Here is a 15,933-nt window from a genome sequence, read left to right on the forward strand (position 1 = left end):
AGGTAGTAAGTCGATATGCAAGATTTAGTATACAAATATGGACAAAGAGTTATTTCTTTTCTGATCGTTATTACATTGCTCGTTAATTGGGAAATGTTTTCAATTATAGGGGCGGCTGGATTGACGCTTGCAAATAACTTGCTGATAGTTATATGGATTATTCTTTTATTTACTTCTGCCATAGGGTTATATCTAAAGACAAACTGGGGATTCTTTTTCTTTTATCCTGGGGTATTACTGACAACAATTGGTTTCTCTATCCCTCTTATTCCTTTTGTTATTAGTGTTTTTGCATTTGAGTTGAGGCCTTGGATAATGATCGGCATAAACTCGATGCTTTTAATGTTTGCTTTATGGACACATTGGTTAAAGCATGTAATTAATAAACCACCAAAACAAGTACACTAGATTTAATAAAATATTTTTAGTTGCGCTGCAATCTTCATATGACTAAATATCAGAATCTAACCACAGTTAAATAGCAACCCATTTTTAGTTTAAAATAAACTGTTGACATAATATGTCGTGGTGGTTACTTTTAATACATAATATTAAAAGGAAAACTAAAATGGAAATTTGGAATTTATTTACTGCTTTTATTGTACAATCAATCACCTTTTTTACTCAAGAGGTTGGCGTAAGCCAAGCGGCTGCTATTATTTTGTTTACCGTTATTGGACGATTAGTTTTAATGCCGATTAACCTTGTCGCTATGGCTAATATGGTTAGAAATAAAAAAGCAATTGCCGCACTAAAACCTGAGCTAGATAGCATAAAAAGCAACCATAAAGACCAGCCCAGTGAAATCGCAAAATTAACTATGGCGTTGTATAAAAAGCACAATATTAAGTTTATCGATAAAAAAAGTGTGATTAATATGGCAAGCCAAGGTGTATTTGGCCTTGGAACTTTTCAGGCTCTGCAACAAATTGTATTTAATAGTAAGTTTGCTTGGATTGCCAGTATTGCGAAGCCTGATATTGCGCTTTCGTTATTAGTGGGGGCTATTACATATTTATCTATGATGATGATGCCAGGTAGCGCAGAGCAAACCAGCACCTTATTGTTCCTAGTTCCTGCAATTATTTGTGTGGTTACTCTCGTTAATTTTCCTTCTGCAATTGCTTTGTACTGGGCTACATCCAGTAGTACTAGCTTGTTGCAGTCATTATTAGTAAATAAATATTTTAAAAACCAGCAAACACAACAAGTTTTGTAAAGGTCACTAAACAAAGGAATGACAATAATGAATATGTGTTATCAACCCACAGCTGATTTAATGGCTTCTTCACAGTTAACCTATACCAATATGCGTGGATATTATGAGCATTATGGCGTTGATTGGCAGCAACTTAAAATATGTGAGCAAATTTCAGACCTTGAAAATTGGGATGTTTTGTTAAATGGCGATGTAGTGGGTGCAATGCGCTTGGCTTTTGATGATGAGGGTTGTTACATACGTGACCTACAAGTAGATGCTGCGTTTCAAAATATGGGTATTGGTGCAGCAGTAATTAATGAGGGGGCTCGTTTAGCTGTGCTCCAAGGTGCTATGCAACTTAGGCTTCGGGTTTTTAAAATAAGCCCTGCGCACAAGCTTTACACACGTTCAGGTTTCAACATAGATAAAGAAGACGACAGATTTTATTATATGTCTAAAAGCTTAGTTTAATGAGCGTGACTTTTATTTTAAAAAATTAATGTTGCTCAGTCACTGTAGATTAATATTCGCTCATTCAAACTGCTATCCCGACAATTTAATAAAATAGTTATGGATAGATTATGCGCTTTTTTTCAAACAAAACAGCCACATTGAGTGTTTGCTTTTTATTGCTTGGCACGGGTTTTATGCTGATAGAAAACAGTGTGTATCAATATGTTGATCATAATGGTGTTCTACATGAAAGCGTGTTTATGCCCTTGAGCATACTGTGTTTTGCTTTGGGAGTTCTTTTTGTGGTTAGTTTGTTAGCCCGAAAAGTATTCGGGCTATTTAAAAGTGCTAGGGCAGGTGGACATTAAAAGCTGCTGTTATTACTCATTATTTAAATTAGCGGGTTCTAATAAATTAAATGTTGGTAAGCGCCACTTAAAGCGTACCGATGCCATTCGAATTAAATAGCCTACTACTAAACTTGCAACCACGCTGATATTGTCATCAATGTTGTAGTGGTGTAGCGCTAAGTATAAACACGCGACTATAAGCGTTACGCTTGCGTAAAGTTCATGATGAAGTACTAATGGTGCTTGGCGACAAATTAAATCTCGTAATAATCCACCAAATACACCGGTTACTATAGCTGCGACCACACAAATTCCATAGTGCAAACCCATATTAAGTCCAACTTGGCAGCCAATAATACTAAACGCAGCAAGCCCTAGTGCATCTAGGCGCATAAATATGCCTTTAAATTTAACCACCCATTTTGCCAACCAAGTGGTAACAATACCGGCTAGGCAAGTGATCAGTAAATATTCTGGGTGTTTTACCCAAGTCAGTGGGTAGTTACCTAATAAAATATCTCGCACGCTACCACCACCAATAGCTGTGGCACTGGCTACTAACATAACACCAAACCAATCCATGTTTCTGCGCCCAGCGCTAAGAGCACCGGTCATGGCTTCTGCTGTAATACCTATAATATAAACGATGGTTAATAGCATGAGATGATCGCTTGAAATTTTAACAATAAAATAAAAACAGGATTGTAGTGATAAAAGCATGCATTGACGAGTGAAAAATTACATTAAAAACAGCCACTTTCAGATTAAAAAAACTAATGTGATAGCGAGGTGTGAATAGCCTGTTAATGTTACGAAAGCACCAGCTATAGTATTGAAAGCAAAAAGGACAAATGACCGTAAAAATGCAATAAAGCCTGAATTAATTTAAGGTAAAAGAGCGCTGTTGTCTTTAATTTTGTTGCTTCTTAAAAGTGGTTTTACTGAATAAATTAGCTTGAGCCACGTGCAATTAAACGCGGTGGTAGTAGGGTGCTTTGCACTTGCTCACCCCTAATGAGCTTTAATAGGTTTTCAACCAACATTTGCCCAGCAATAGTGGTATTTTGCTCTATGGTTGTCAGCGGCGGATTAATGTAACTGGCAATAGATATATTATCAAAGCCTATCACGGCTACATCTTTTGGTACGTTAATATTGGCTTCTTTTAATGCCCGTATTGCGCCTATTGCTATAAGGTCGCTGGCAGCAAAAAGTGCATTAAAGGTAATGTTATTAGCAATTAATGAACGAGTGGCATGATAGCCAGATTCTTCGGTAGAGATAGCATTGGCAATTTTACGCTCATTAAGTGTAATGCCATTTTGTTGTAACGCGTCTTTAAAGCCATTAAAGCGGGCAAAAAATTCGGGGCTATGATCAGAGGCATCGCCTATAAACGCGCAGTCTTTTCGGCTATGTGCCAATAAATGCTCAGCGGCGAGTTTACCGCCGCCATAATTATCGCAACTTATGGTTAAATCAGGGCGGTTATCAACACTTGCTCCCCAGCAAACAAATTTGGTGTTTTGTTCAAGTAAGGTGTTAAATTTAGGCTGAAAATCTATGTAGTCGCCATAACCTAATAAAATGATGCCATCTGCACGGTGACTGTCTTCGTAATCTGCCTGCCAATCAGCACTGGCCGATTGAAATGACACGAGTAAATCGTAACCCTCTTTAGCGCAAGCGCGAGTAATACTGCCCAGCATGGCTAAAAAAAATGGATTGATTTGCGATTCATCTGAGGTCGGATCTTCAAACAACAATAATGCTAGGGTGCTACTTTGTTGAGTGCGCAGGTTACTGGCGTTTTTATCCACTTTGTAATTAAGCTTTTTGGCAATGTCATGAACCCGCCTTCGGGTTTCATCATTTACCAAGGGACTATTTCGTAAAGCACGAGAAACTGTAGATTGAGACACCCCAGCATAGTGGGCTATATCAAATGAGGTGGCTTTACCTTTCATCACGATTACTTATTTAAGAGGACAATAAGGGGCTATTCTCGTTTATTAGTGATTTTTTTCAAGCTTATTTGTCAATAAAGGCATTTTTTTATTGATTTTTTCATGACACCGGTGTCACAATAAGGGCGTTTTATCATTTTGTTGTCAAAACGTATTAGCTACCTTTATTATTAAAGGTAGCATTTTTTTACAGTGATAGCTGCTTTGAGGTGATAGCTCAAAGTAAATAAGTATCAATGATACCCCATTAAAATAATAAGTACTCATTACTTAAACAAAAGAGATAACACTATGGGTTTACACTCTAGCACACACTTTGATCCTATTCTGGTTGCCGATATTGGCGGCACAAATGCTCGCTTTGCGTTGATCACGGGGTTTGATGAATCAAGTAATCAATTTACCATTGAGCATAATCACACCTTTCCCAGTGCTAATTATGGATCGCTCGAAAGTGCTACCGAGTACTACTTATCAACAGTGTCTCATATAACCCCTAAACGTGCATGCCTTGCAGTCGCAGGCCCTATAAATGCAGGGCAAGTTCATTTAACCAATTTAGGTTGGCACTTTAGCGTTAATGATTTTAAGCACCACTTTGACCTTGCTCAATTAAGCGTAATAAATGACTTTGCTGCATTTGCCTACGCAGCACCGTATTTAGACCCTTCTCAAAACGTAACCGTTAAACCTGGCCAAGCAGACGACACAGCAAATATTGGTGTAATGGGCCCAGGTACAGGCTTTGGTGCAGCGTGTTTAGTAAGAACTGCACATTCGTGTGCGGTAATGAGTTCAGAAGGTGGTCATATTTCTCTAGCGGCGGTAAATGAACTTGACGCTCAGCTTATTCAAGCACTTAAGAAAGACCACCCTCATGTATCGGTAGAAACGGTGTTTTCTGGCCCAGGCATTGCTCATTTGTACAAAGCAATGGCTGCAGTTAAAGGGGTGGCTGCAAAGAATTTAGACGCTGCACAAATTAGTAGCTTAGCCAACAGCGGTGAATGTGAAGTATGTGAGGCAACGCTTAATCAGTTTTGTGATTGGATTGGCAGTGTAGCAGGCGACTTAGCGCTTGCTTATGGTGCTCTTGGTGGCCTTTATATTGGCGGTGGCATATTACCAAGAATGCAGGCTCGTTTACTGGAAAGCCGCTTCATTGAGCGCTTTTCACAAAAGGGCATAATGTCGCAATATACAGGTCAAATTCCGGTCACATTAGTAACACAAGACAACATTCCTTTAATTGGTGCTGCCGCGTGTTTGCATACGAGTCAACAGGTTTAATTACGTTGCATACATTTGGAAATAAATAGATGAAAAAAGTCACTATAAATAGCGTTGCTAGTTATGCCGGTGTATCTAAAAAAACGGTATCGCGCGTACTGAATAACGAACCAAATGTGAGCGCGGCTACCCGCGAGAAAGTATTAGCGGTATTTAAAGAGCTTGATTACACACCTAATCCTATAGCTCGAGGGCTTGCACAAAACCGTAGTTTTATTATTGGTTGTTTATACGATAACCCAAGTAAAAGTTATATTACTCGAGTGCAAACAGGCGCATTAGCTGCTTGCCAAGAAAACAACTATAACTTGCTGATTCACCCTTGTGAGCTCAGAGGTGATGCACTTATTAATAATATAGAGCAGCTATTACAGTCATCACGCCTTGATGGTTTAGTACTTACGCCACCATTTTGTGATTTTTCAGAACTGGTTGACTTTTTAAAGTCGAAAAAGATTCCTTATGCTCGAGTGGCTTCTGCTATTTTAGAAGATGACTCTATTTCTGTTACCAGTAATGACGAGCAGGGCGCATTTGAAATTACCGAACATTTAATAAACCTAGGGCATACGTCTATCGCGTTTATTAAAGGTCACCCAGATCACAGTGCTACACAGCAGCGTTTTAAAGGCTACAGGCGCGCATTAGCAAGCCATGGTATTGAATTTAATGAACGCTTAGTTGAAGAGGGTAACTTTAGTTATCACTCAGGGGTAGACAGTGCGCGTAGTATTTTAGATTTATCGCCACGACCTACTGCTGTATTTGCATCGAATGATTACATGGCAGCCGCCGTGCTTAAATTAGCCACACAGCGTAACTTGCGTGTACCAGATGATATTTCTATCGCTGGGTTTGATAATGCACCAATAGCGCGTCATATTTGGCCTGGGCTAACGACTATAGCTCAACCCGTAGAAGAAATGACCAAACAAGCTGTTACCCAGTTAATTACCCATATTATTGAGCCGCAAGAGTCGCCTTATAAGGTGATTTTAGAAGCAAAATTAATCACGCGAGAGTCAACCGCAGCCGTAAAATAAAACCGCTTTTTCACAGTAGCCCGAGTATGAGTGACGCTTACTCGGGCTTTTTTTATCTGCATTTTTAACCTTCATTAGTTGCCGCTAATATTTCACTAAAAATTCACGTTTATTTATTGCACATGTTAAAAAAAATGACTATTTTTATTACTCAGGGTTGACACCGGTGTCATTGTCGTGCGTTAATACCCTGACACCGGTGTCAGGGTTGTTGTGAGAGGCTCCCTGGTAGCGTACCTTTGAACGGGTAAGTCAAAGATGCTCAGTACAGTTATTTTCGTGGAGTCTATAATTGTTACTGAGCCTTTATCCTCTAACGAATAGAGATGAGTAAAATTATGTTGCACCCTCGAATTCAAGAAGTCACAGAACGCGTTATTGAGCGCAGTAAACAAACCCGTCAAGCCTATTTAGATCGTATTTCGCACGCAAAAAAACAAACAAGAGTTCGTGCTGGTTTAGGCTGTGGCAATATTGCACATGTTATGGCTGCGTGCAGCAGCGATGACAAAGCGCGTTTAAAAGCAGATGAGGTGCCAAACCTTGCAATTATCAATTCATATAACGACATGTTATCTGCACATGTGCCTTACAAAGAATACCCCGATTTAATTAAAAGCATTGCCACTAAATTTGACGCCACCGCGCAAGTTGCTGGCGGTGTACCTGCGATGTGTGATGGTGTTACGCAAGGGCGTGATGGCATGGAGCTATCGCTTTTTTCTCGTGACGTTATTGCTATGTCTACTGCGGTTTCGTTATCGCATGACGTGTTTGATGGTGTGTTTTGTTTAGGCGTATGTGACAAAATCGTCCCAGGCCTATTAATTGGTGCTTTATCATTTGGTCACTTACCTGTGTATTTTTTACCAGCAGGGCCAATGCAATCAGGTATTCCAAACAAAGACAAAGCACGTGTTCGTCAAAAGTTTGCACAAGGACTGGTATCTCGTGAAGAGCTACTAGAAGCTGAAAGCGCTTCTTACCACAGTGCGGGTACCTGTACGTTTTATGGTACCGCTAACTCAAATCAAATGCTGATGGAAATAATGGGCTTACACTTACCAGGTAGCTCGTTTATAAACCCATACACAGAATTGCGTGATGGCTTAACCGGTAATGCGGTTGAAACCATGCTTAAGCAGTTTACTGAAAACAAAGATGGCCCGTGTTTAGCGGATGTGATCAGCGAAAAAACCATTATTAACGGCTTAGTTGGCTTGTTATCAACAGGTGGCTCAACCAATCATGCAATCCATATTGTGGCGATTGCTAAAGCGGCCGGTATTCAAGTTACATGGAAAGACATGTCTGATTTATCAGCGGTTGTTCCCTTACTGACGCGTATTTATCCAAATGGCTCAGCAGATGTTAATCACTTTCAAGCAGCCGGCGGAATGGGCTTCTTAATGCGTGAATTAGCAGGTGCTGGTTACCTTCATACAGACGTAACCACTATTTTAGGCGAAGGCCTTGCACCTTACATGTGTGAGCCACTGCTTGATAAAGATGATAACTTAATTATGAGTGATGCCAATGGCCCAAGTAAAGTTAAATGGGTCGCGTGTCCAGAAAACTCACATGATGAAGAAGTACTTCGCCCTGTAAATAATCCATTTAGTAAGCAAGGTGGTTTACAGCTACTAACGGGTAACTTAGGTAAAGCGGTTATTAAAGTTTCTGCGGTTGCAGAGTCTCATCAAGTGGTGTCGGCACCGGCTAAAGTATTTAGCTCACAAGGTGAGTTACAAGATGCCTACAGCCGTGGCGAACTTAACCAAGATTTTATTGCTGTACTTAAAGAGCAAGGGCCAAAAGCCAAAGGCATGCCTGAGCTTCATAAGCTCACACCGGTAATGGCAACATTACAAGATCAGGGCTTTAAAGTGGCTATTGTTACCGACGGTCGTATGTCGGGCGCATCAGGCAAAGTACCAGCGGCAATCCATTTAGCACCTGAAGCGGTTGAAGGTGGGATTATTGCTAAAATTCATGAAGGCGATATTGTTACTCTAGATGCGCCAAATGGTATTTTAAAACTGCATGTTAGCGATGAAGAACTTGCACAGCGAGAGCCGCAAATTAGCCAAGCAAGCCAAACATTTGGTACAGGTCGTGAATTATTTACTGGATTTAGAAACATAGTAAGCAGTGCCGATTTAGGTGCAAGTGCTTTTGGACTTGAATAATAATTAGCCATATTGGGTAATGAGGAACAAGTAATGAGTATTGAAAAAATCTTAGCATCGGCACCGGTAGTGCCAGTGGTGGTAATCGAAAAATTAGAAGATGCAGCACCACTTGCAAGAGCGTTATATAACGGTGGCCTAAAAGCACTTGAAATTACACTGCGTACACCCATTGCAGCTGAGGCTGTAAAACTAATGAAAGCAGAAGTGCCCGAAGCTTATGTTGGTACAGGTACTGTGGTTGATAAAGCAAGCTTTAACGCATCAGTAGAAGCGGGTGCTGACTTTATGGTGAGCCCAGGTGTTAGCGATGAGTTATTAGCGCTGGCAAAAGAGTCAAGTATTCCTTTTTTACCCGGTGCAGCGACCCCAAGCGAAGTGATGAACTTAGCTGCTCATGGTTTTAAGTTCTTAAAGTTTTTTCCTGCAGAAGCTGCAGGCGGTGCTGCCATGCTTAAATCTATTGGCGGCCCATTACCTGATATTACTTTTTGTCCAACCGGTGGCATTAGTTTAGCAACCGCACCTGATTACTTAGCACTTAACAATGTTATTTGTGTAGGTGGTACATGGATGTTAGATAAGCAACTTATTGAAAATAAAGACTGGCAAGCTATTGAAACGCTTGCTCGCCAAGCATGTGAAGTTAATAGGAGTCAAAAATGATTAAGGTAGCAATTAATGGCTACGGCCGAATTGGCCGTAATGTATTACGTGCACTGTATGAATCAGCGCAAAATAATGAAATTAAAATTGTGGCTATTAACGATTTAGCCCCAGCCAATGTAAATGCTCATCTGACTCAGTTTGACTCAGTGCATGGTCGTTTTTCACAGCAAGTAACGCTTAAAGACAACACCATGTTAATTGGCGATGATGTGATCACGCTAACGCAAGAGCGTGACCCTGCTAATTTACCGTGGAAAGAACTAAACGTTGATATCGTACTTGAATGTACGGGGTTATTTACTTCTCGCGAAGCAGCTAATAAGCATATTGAAGCGGGCGCGAAAAAAGTAGTGGTATCGGCTCCTGGTACAGATATGGATGCAACGGTAGTTCATGGTGTAAACAGCGATGTAATTAATGCCGATAGCAACATTATTTCTAATGCTTCATGTACAACCAATTGTTTAGCGCCTGTTGCTAAAGCAATTAACGATACAGTAGGAATTGAACAAGGTAGCATGACTACTATTCATGCTTACACCAACGATCAAAATTTATCTGACGTATACCACCCAGATTTATACCGCGCGCGCAGTGCAACTCAATCTATGATCCCAACTAAAACGGGCGCTGCAAAAGCGGTTGGTTTAGTATTGCCTGAGCTGGCAGGTAAATTAGATGGCATGGCGGTACGTGTACCTACAATTAATGTGTCGTTAGTTGATTTAACGTTTATTGCTAAACGTGACACAAGCATTGAAGAAATTAACCAAGTGGTTAAAGCAGCCTCAGAAGGGCCAATGAAAGGTATTTTAGAGTACAACGAGCTGCCGCTTGTTTCTATCGACTTTAATCATAATCCAGCCTCATCTATTTTTGATGCAACGCAAACACGTGCTGATGGTAAATTAGTTAAAGTAATGGCGTGGTACGACAACGAATGGGGTTTCTCAAACCGCATGTTAGATCAAGTTAAAGCGCTGGGTGCCTATTTATAAATTTTCCGTGTAGTTAATTTAGCTTTATCCAGCCAAGCCACGCATTGCGTGGCTTTTTTGTGTTTTAGTTAGCCCAAAATTTGCTAGAATATGCGCACTAGAATAGGGACTGCATATTATATTAAGGAAAATAATGCTAAAACACGCCACTAAAAAAATATTTCGCACCAGTCAGTTGCAAATTGGTGAGGGTAATATCAGCGGTTATATTGCTTGCTTTTTGGCGATATTAAGTTGCTTGGGAGTGCTTGCATTCCACTTCCCTGAATATTTAACGACTCCAGAATTGCGTAAAAGTTATAGCGTCGAGTTTTTACGTCAACTTATGTTTGTTGCCCTTATTATTTCAGGAAGCCTGGGTTTACTTAATTTTGTACGAAATACCAATAAGCGCTTGGGGGCGACTGCGTGGTTTTTTATTGTACTAGCAATTGGCTTTGGCGGCCCGAATGTTGAAGTGAATGACTTTGCCGATAACACCCCATATATTGGCTTAGATTGGTTTATATTAGACTTATTAGGCTCAACCTTAATTTTTATTTTAATTGAAAAACTGCTTCCGCATCGAAAAGAGCAAAAAATACTGCGTAGTGAATGGCGCGGGGATTTAAACCATTTCTTTGTCAATCATCTAATAGTGGGCTTTGTATTACTGGTTACTAATCATTTTGTGCATTATGGTTTTGGTTGGGCGGTGTCGAGCACATTACAAGGTTACATAGCGCAAATGCCGTTTGTACTGCAGCTATTTTTAATTATTTTGGTGGCTGATTTAATGCAGTATTGGACACATCGTGCGTATCACGAAGTCCCCTTTTTATGGCGATTTCATGGTGTGCACCACAGTGCCAAAGAAATGGATTGGCTCGCAGGCTCTCGTCAGCATATTTTAGAAATACTGGTTACCCGTAGTTTAGTGTTAACGCCTATATTTGTGCTGGGTTTTTCACAGCAAATTATTAGTTTGTACGTGATTATTGTAGGCTTTCAAGCGGTATTTAATCACGCCAACGTAAATGTAAAATTTGGGTGGTTAAAGTATTTTATGGTTACACCGCAGTTTCATCATTGGCATCACGCATCCGATAAAGCCGCAATTGATAGAAATTATGCAGCCCATTTTTCGTTTTTAGATTACTTGTTTGGTACTGCAGTAAAAGGGCAAGCAGAGTGGCCTAAAGAATATGGGGTTGTGGGTGATTACATGCCTGTAGGTATGCTAAAGCAACAAATTTACCCGTTTAAAAAACAAAAATAGTGTTCAATTTTAGCTTGCGGCCATAATATTAATGGCCGCATAACCACTATAAAAAGTCAGCTAATGCGCTAAGTGTTGGCCGCTGTGCGATATTTTCGCTCATGCATTGCTGCGCAATATGTTTTAAGTGCATGACTTCAGCGCTTTGCTCTTGGCAGGTTGTGAGTAAATCCTCGATTAAACACCCTAAAGCACGCACTTCTATTAACTGCATTTGTTGACGTTGATAGTCACTGAGCATAGTAAGATCAGTGGCCGCGCCAAAGTCCCCAAACAGCACACGCGCGTGCGGGTCAACCATGGTATTGTGCGCATATATATCACCATGGCTTATATTGTGCTGGTGCAAGTGGGCCACAGTGCTAACCATTTGTTGCGCTATGGCATAAATTGCGTGGGTAGAGTAGTGGCAATCGCTTTCAAATGTATCTCGAGTACAGGTATCAAGGCTCGGCGGTAAACCAAGATTTGTAAAGCTTGTATCAATTAACTCCATCACTAAACCAAGCTGTTGCTGTTGTTCAATGTAAGCCAGTACTTTAATTAAGTTTGGATGCTCAAGCGCTTGCAAGCAGCAATTAACTTCATCCAGCGGATAACCATCGCTTGTAATAGTCCCTTTAAATAACTTAACAGCAACCGGCTCTTTATTCGTTGAATAAGCAAGATGGATAATCCCTGATGCGCCTTGGCCTATTACTTTACTGAGCGAGTAGTCACTCAGTGGTTTATTGGCTAAATTTGATTGGGTAAGGCACTGTGATTTATTAAAGCAATTACCTGCAAATGCAAGCCAAGTCAGCTTTGGTAGTTCAAATAGCCAATCATCAATTTGAGTTAGCTGATTTGCAGAGAGCCTAATTAGTTCTAGGTTATGGCAGTTTGCCATGCTTATTGGTAGCTCACTGAGCTGATTACCTGCCAATGCCAGCTTTTTAAGCGCAGTGTATTGGCCAAATGTTGCAGGCAGCTTAGCTATTTTATTATCTGTAAGAATAAGCCATTCAATCGTTTTAGGTAGGCAGTGATCTGCAAATTCAGTGATGTGATTACCTTTAAATGCAACCATTGTCAAAGCAGGACACTTAGCAAGTATTTTAGGTATATGTTTAAACTGATTAAACGATAAAAACAGTCGTTTTAATTTTGTTAAGCAGGCAAATTCATCAGGTAAATCAGATAAATTGTTATTAGATAAATCCAAGACTTCGAGGGTATCCGCGAGGGTAAAAATTTCCTCTGGAAAGTCGCTTAGCGCTTCAACTAATTGTAGGTGTTTAGCACCAAGTAATTGGCCGCTGCGAAGTTGTGAAAGGGTATTCAAAATTAATAATCCATTTTAAAATCAACAAAAAGGCCAACTAAGTTGGCCTTTAAACACGATTAAGCTTTAATGTTTAAAATTGTGCGTTGTGGTACACGTTTTGTACGTCATCACAATCTTCAAGCATGGCTAAAAAGCGTTCCATCACTTCTACATCTTCGCCTTCAATAGGGGCTTCTACTTGGGGTACAAAGGCAATTAAGTCTTCGTCAAATTCTGTCACACCCATTTCTTCAAGTGCGGTACGCGTATTGTTGTATTCAGTGTGTGGAGCAAACACGGTCACTTTACCGTTTTCTACTTCTACATCGGTTACATCAACGTCAGCCATCATTAGCGCTTCAAGTACGGTTTCATCATCGTCACCGTCAAATACAAAAATAGCAAGGTGATCAAATAAGTGTGATACCGAGTTTTGTGCGCCAATTTTAGCGTTTGCTTTAGTAAAACACACACGTACATCAGCAAAGGTACGTTTGTTGTTGTCGGTTAAACAGTCAACAATAATCATGCAATTACCTGGGCCGTAACCTTCGTAGCGCGTAGCTGCATAGTCTTCACCGCCGCCGCCTTTAGCTTTATCAATGGCGCGTTCAATTACGTGAGCCGGTACTTGGTCTTTTTTAGCACGTTCAATTAAACGACGCAGTGCTAGGTTACCGTCTGGATCAACACCGCCATTTTTAGCACAAATATAAATTTCTTTACCGTATTTTGAATAAACTTTAGTTTTAGCACCCGCAGTTTTAGCCATTGAATCTTTTTTGTTTTGGTAAGCTCTTCCCATCTGCGTTTCGCCTTAATATGTATAAATAATTGATAAAAATTTGCAAGCCCATATTCTAAAGGTAAATGCCGGGCAGGGCTAGTAAGTATTGAGATTGATTACTAAGTAACGGGGGGAACAGTTATTATGAATGGAAAATAAAACAACCCGCCGAAGCGGGTTGTTTATTCGTTACAAATGATGAACGTTTGTCAGGGTATTACCAAATACGAACACGTTCGTCTTCTGGTAAGTACAACTCATCACCTGGTTTTACATCAAATGCTTTGTACCAAGCGTCGTGGTTACGAGGAGCTTGTGCTCTAAAGCGACCTGGCGCATGCGTACCGCCACGTAATTGATTTAACATGCTTTGCTCAGTACGTTTTTCTTTCCATACTTGTGCCCACGCTAAGAAGAAACGTTGATCACCGGTTACACCATCAATCACAGGGGCTTCTTTACCATTTAGGCTTAGTTTGTAAGCATGATAAGCCATGGCTAAACCACCTACATCACCAATATTTTCACCTAAGCTGTTGCGGCCATTTACAAAGTTACCTGGAATTGGCTCATATTTGCTGTACTGAGCCGCCAGTTTGTCGGCTTTAGCATCAAAAGCAGCACGGTCTTCGTCAGTCCACCAGTTACGTTGTATGCCGTTAGCATCTGATTTTGATCCTTGGTCATCAAAGCCATGGCCCATTTCGTGGCCAATCACGGCACCAATACCACCGTAGTTTACGGCAGGATCTGCATTTGGATCGAAAAACGGCGGTTGTAATATAGCGGCAGGGAATACAATTTCATTAAATGAGCTATTGTAATAAGCATTTACACGTTGTGGTGTCATGCCCCAACGATTGCGGTCGGTTTTCTTAAGCTCTTTTTCAACGCTATCGGCTTGGAAAAACTCACGCATATTTTTTACATTAGCCATTAAATCATTTTTGCTAATACTTAAGCCTTCGTAAGATTGCCATTCGTCTGGGTAACCAATTTTTGGCACAAACGCCGCTAATTTTGCACGCGCATTTACTTTTGTTTCTGCGCCCATCCAATCTAGGTTATCAATACGCTCGCCAAGGGCTGTGCGTAAGTTTTCAACCAGCTCAGACATTTGTTGCTTCGATGACTCAGGGAAGTAACGATCTACATAAATTTTACCAATCGCAAAGCCTAGTGAACTAGTGCCTGACATTTGGCTGATCGCACGTTTCCAGCGTGGACGAGGCTCTTGTTGACCATTTAACTCTTTACCAAAGAAAGCAAAGCTGGTGTTAAATATGTCTTCTGACAACAGCCCAGCGTTACCATTAATTGCATGGTATGTTAGGTAGTCTTTCCATACGCTTATATCTTCGTTGTTGATTAAATCAATCATGGCCTTTATAGGTTCAGGCTGCGACACGTTTAGTTGCGGTACTTTGTAACCTGTTTGCGCAAAGTATAAATCCCAATTAAATCCAGGGTACTGGGTACTTAACTCGTCGCGTTTTATTTGGTTTAACGTTATGTCACGATTACGGCGTTTTTCACGTGGCCAATGACCTTCTGCTATTTTTGTCTCTAGCGCTAAAATTGCTTGTGCACGTTCAGTGGTATTTTCAACACCAGCAAATTTAAGCATGTCGGCAATATGTGCAACATACGCTTCACGAGTTTTTACAAAACGCTCTGCATCTTCAAGGTAATATGAACGATCAGGTAAGCCTAAACCACCAGCACCTAACGACATTTCGTATTTATTGGGATCTAAACGGTTAAACCACATACCACCACCAATTGGGGCGCTAACACCAGTGAGCCATGAATTACCAAAGATTTTTGCTAAGTCATCAGTAGAGGCAACCGTATTAATGTCGTTAAGCAACGGCTTAATTGGCGTGATACCAAGTTTATTAAGCGTGTCGGTATCCATGTACGAATTATAAAAATCAGCAACTAGTTGCTCTTCTGCATTTAAATTGTCACGTGCTGCAATATCTTCAATAATTTCTTTTACACGCTCTTCACTGCGCTCAGCTAGCGCGGAGAATGCACCGTAGCGGGTTTTATCTGCTGGCATTTCGTAGTTGTCGTACCATGAACCGCTGGCATACATAAAAAAGTCATCGCCTGGTTTTACAGCTTCATTGCGGGCAGTTAAATCAACCCCAAAAGTGCCTAATTCAGCTTGCTCAGTTGCTTGTGGTTTTTCAGCGACGGCTGCGACTTGCTCAGTTTTTGTAGTTTGTGGCTCTGAACAGCCGGTAATAAATGTAGCGGCGAGTGCCGCTGCAATTAAACTTTTTTTCATTACTTTCCCTTATGAATTCACGTTATTTAATTCGTTATATTTTTGTTATAAAAATAGCTATTTGATTGTATTGATAACTTCACTGCAAACAAACCTTTTGAGGTGAATAACCGTACCGGTCGATAA

The 15,933-nt window shown here is 40.5% G+C and carries 15 protein-coding genes; 10 read left to right on the forward strand and 5 right to left on the reverse strand.

What is annotated here, in order from left to right; translation table 11 throughout:
• Positions 1-15: 15 nt before the first annotated feature.
• The 4 genes from ACTRWE_RS15965 (at position 16) to ACTRWE_RS15980 (ending at position 2,022) form a co-directional block, all read left to right on the forward strand.
• Positions 16-408, forward strand: a complete 393-nt coding sequence (locus tag ACTRWE_RS15965) for a hypothetical protein (protein WP_128583602.1) — start codon at positions 16-18, stop codon at positions 406-408.
• A 160-nt stretch (positions 409-568) separates the two neighbouring features.
• Entirely contained in the window at positions 569-1,219 is a 651-nt protein-coding gene (gene yidC / locus ACTRWE_RS15970) for a membrane protein insertase YidC (RefSeq protein ID WP_128583601.1), read from the forward strand.
• Between the two features lie 27 nt (positions 1,220-1,246).
• Positions 1,247-1,672, forward strand: coding sequence for a GNAT family N-acetyltransferase (locus ACTRWE_RS15975; protein WP_462880320.1), 426 nt, complete (start codon positions 1,247-1,249; stop codon positions 1,670-1,672).
• A gap of 110 nt (positions 1,673-1,782) precedes the next feature.
• On the forward strand, positions 1,783-2,022 hold the full coding sequence (locus tag ACTRWE_RS15980; RefSeq protein ID WP_069439489.1) for a DUF3955 domain-containing protein: 240 nt from the start codon (positions 1,783-1,785) through the stop codon (positions 2,020-2,022).
• A gap of 12 nt (positions 2,023-2,034) precedes the next feature.
• Here the strand turns inward: ACTRWE_RS15980 and ACTRWE_RS15985 are convergent, their stop codons facing one another.
• Positions 2,035-2,664, reverse strand: coding sequence for a trimeric intracellular cation channel family protein (locus tag ACTRWE_RS15985; protein ID WP_128583598.1), 630 nt, complete (start codon positions 2,662-2,664; stop codon positions 2,035-2,037).
• A gap of 290 nt (positions 2,665-2,954) precedes the next feature.
• Positions 2,955-3,971 (reverse strand): LacI family DNA-binding transcriptional regulator, encoded by a 1,017-nt coding sequence (locus tag ACTRWE_RS15990; RefSeq protein ID WP_010389839.1) that lies wholly within the window; start codon positions 3,969-3,971, stop codon positions 2,955-2,957.
• 291 nt (positions 3,972-4,262) lie between these two features.
• Between ACTRWE_RS15990 and glk the strand changes: the two genes are divergently transcribed.
• The 6 genes from glk to ACTRWE_RS16020 all read left to right on the forward strand — a co-directional run bounded on the left by glk (position 4,263) and on the right by ACTRWE_RS16020 (position 11,418).
• Positions 4,263-5,261 (forward strand): glucokinase, encoded by a 999-nt coding sequence (glk, locus tag ACTRWE_RS15995; RefSeq protein WP_128583597.1) that lies wholly within the window; start codon positions 4,263-4,265, stop codon positions 5,259-5,261.
• 29 nt (positions 5,262-5,290) lie between these two features.
• Positions 5,291-6,304, forward strand: a complete 1,014-nt coding sequence (locus tag ACTRWE_RS16000; RefSeq protein ID WP_010389842.1) for a LacI family DNA-binding transcriptional regulator — start codon at positions 5,291-5,293, stop codon at positions 6,302-6,304.
• Positions 6,305-6,642: 338 nt separating this feature from the next.
• Entirely contained in the window at positions 6,643-8,493 is a 1,851-nt protein-coding gene (edd, locus tag ACTRWE_RS16005) for a phosphogluconate dehydratase (protein ID WP_462880330.1), read from the forward strand.
• Positions 8,494-8,526: 33 nt separating this feature from the next.
• A complete protein-coding gene (gene eda / locus ACTRWE_RS16010) occupies positions 8,527-9,159 on the forward strand; it encodes a bifunctional 4-hydroxy-2-oxoglutarate aldolase/2-dehydro-3-deoxy-phosphogluconate aldolase (protein ID WP_036982648.1) in 633 nt (210 codons plus the stop codon).
• The gene (gap, locus tag ACTRWE_RS16015; protein ID WP_076921018.1) at positions 9,156-10,160 is read left to right on the forward strand and encodes a type I glyceraldehyde-3-phosphate dehydrogenase; all 1,005 of its coding nucleotides are present in this window, start codon (positions 9,156-9,158) and stop codon (positions 10,158-10,160) included. Before eda ends, gap begins: the two co-directional genes overlap by 4 nt.
• A gap of 133 nt (positions 10,161-10,293) precedes the next feature.
• The gene (locus ACTRWE_RS16020) at positions 10,294-11,418 is read left to right on the forward strand and encodes a sterol desaturase family protein (RefSeq protein WP_076921020.1); all 1,125 of its coding nucleotides are present in this window, start codon (positions 10,294-10,296) and stop codon (positions 11,416-11,418) included.
• Between the two features lie 46 nt (positions 11,419-11,464).
• Here ACTRWE_RS16020 and ACTRWE_RS16025 read toward each other — a convergent pair whose 3' ends face one another.
• From ACTRWE_RS16025 to ACTRWE_RS16035, 3 genes are all read right to left on the reverse strand, one after another.
• Positions 11,465-12,742 (reverse strand): protein kinase, encoded by a 1,278-nt coding sequence (locus tag ACTRWE_RS16025; RefSeq protein WP_462880321.1) that lies wholly within the window; start codon positions 12,740-12,742, stop codon positions 11,465-11,467.
• Between the two features lie 73 nt (positions 12,743-12,815).
• The gene (locus ACTRWE_RS16030) at positions 12,816-13,529 is read right to left on the reverse strand and encodes a YebC/PmpR family DNA-binding transcriptional regulator (RefSeq protein WP_013464827.1); all 714 of its coding nucleotides are present in this window, start codon (positions 13,527-13,529) and stop codon (positions 12,816-12,818) included.
• A gap of 199 nt (positions 13,530-13,728) precedes the next feature.
• Entirely contained in the window at positions 13,729-15,807 is a 2,079-nt protein-coding gene (locus ACTRWE_RS16035; protein WP_462880322.1) for a M13 family metallopeptidase, read from the reverse strand.
• Between the last annotated feature and the right edge of the window lie 126 nt (positions 15,808-15,933).

The organism is Pseudoalteromonas sp. G5_S1_54_S4 (assembly GCF_054968565.1).

What these genes read in the sequence shown, in the direction of transcription:
- ACTRWE_RS16020 (WP_076921020.1), top strand. Translation starts at nt 10,294, where the DNA reads ATGCTAAAACACGCCACTAAAAAAATATTTCGCACCAGTCAGTTGCAA.
- yidC (WP_128583601.1), top strand. Translation starts at nt 569, where the DNA reads ATGGAAATTTGGAATTTATTTACTGCTTTTATTGTACAATCAATCACC.
- ACTRWE_RS15975 (WP_462880320.1), top strand. Translation starts at nt 1,247, where the DNA reads ATGAATATGTGTTATCAACCCACAGCTGATTTAATGGCTTCTTCACAG.
- ACTRWE_RS15985 (WP_128583598.1), bottom strand. Translation starts at nt 2,664, where the DNA reads ATGCTATTAACCATCGTTTATATTATAGGTATTACAGCAGAAGCCATG.
- gap (WP_076921018.1), top strand. Translation starts at nt 9,156, where the DNA reads ATGATTAAGGTAGCAATTAATGGCTACGGCCGAATTGGCCGTAATGTA.
- edd (WP_462880330.1), top strand. Translation starts at nt 6,643, where the DNA reads ATGTTGCACCCTCGAATTCAAGAAGTCACAGAACGCGTTATTGAGCGC.
- ACTRWE_RS16000 (WP_010389842.1), top strand. Translation starts at nt 5,291, where the DNA reads ATGAAAAAAGTCACTATAAATAGCGTTGCTAGTTATGCCGGTGTATCT.
- ACTRWE_RS15990 (WP_010389839.1), bottom strand. Translation starts at nt 3,971, where the DNA reads ATGAAAGGTAAAGCCACCTCATTTGATATAGCCCACTATGCTGGGGTG.
- ACTRWE_RS15965 (WP_128583602.1), top strand. Translation starts at nt 16, where the DNA reads ATGCAAGATTTAGTATACAAATATGGACAAAGAGTTATTTCTTTTCTG.
- glk (WP_128583597.1), top strand. Translation starts at nt 4,263, where the DNA reads ATGGGTTTACACTCTAGCACACACTTTGATCCTATTCTGGTTGCCGAT.
- ACTRWE_RS16035 (WP_462880322.1), bottom strand. Translation starts at nt 15,807, where the DNA reads ATGAAAAAAAGTTTAATTGCAGCGGCACTCGCCGCTACATTTATTACC.
- eda (WP_036982648.1), top strand. Translation starts at nt 8,527, where the DNA reads ATGAGTATTGAAAAAATCTTAGCATCGGCACCGGTAGTGCCAGTGGTG.
- ACTRWE_RS15980 (WP_069439489.1), top strand. Translation starts at nt 1,783, where the DNA reads ATGCGCTTTTTTTCAAACAAAACAGCCACATTGAGTGTTTGCTTTTTA.
- ACTRWE_RS16030 (WP_013464827.1), bottom strand. Translation starts at nt 13,529, where the DNA reads ATGGGAAGAGCTTACCAAAACAAAAAAGATTCAATGGCTAAAACTGCG.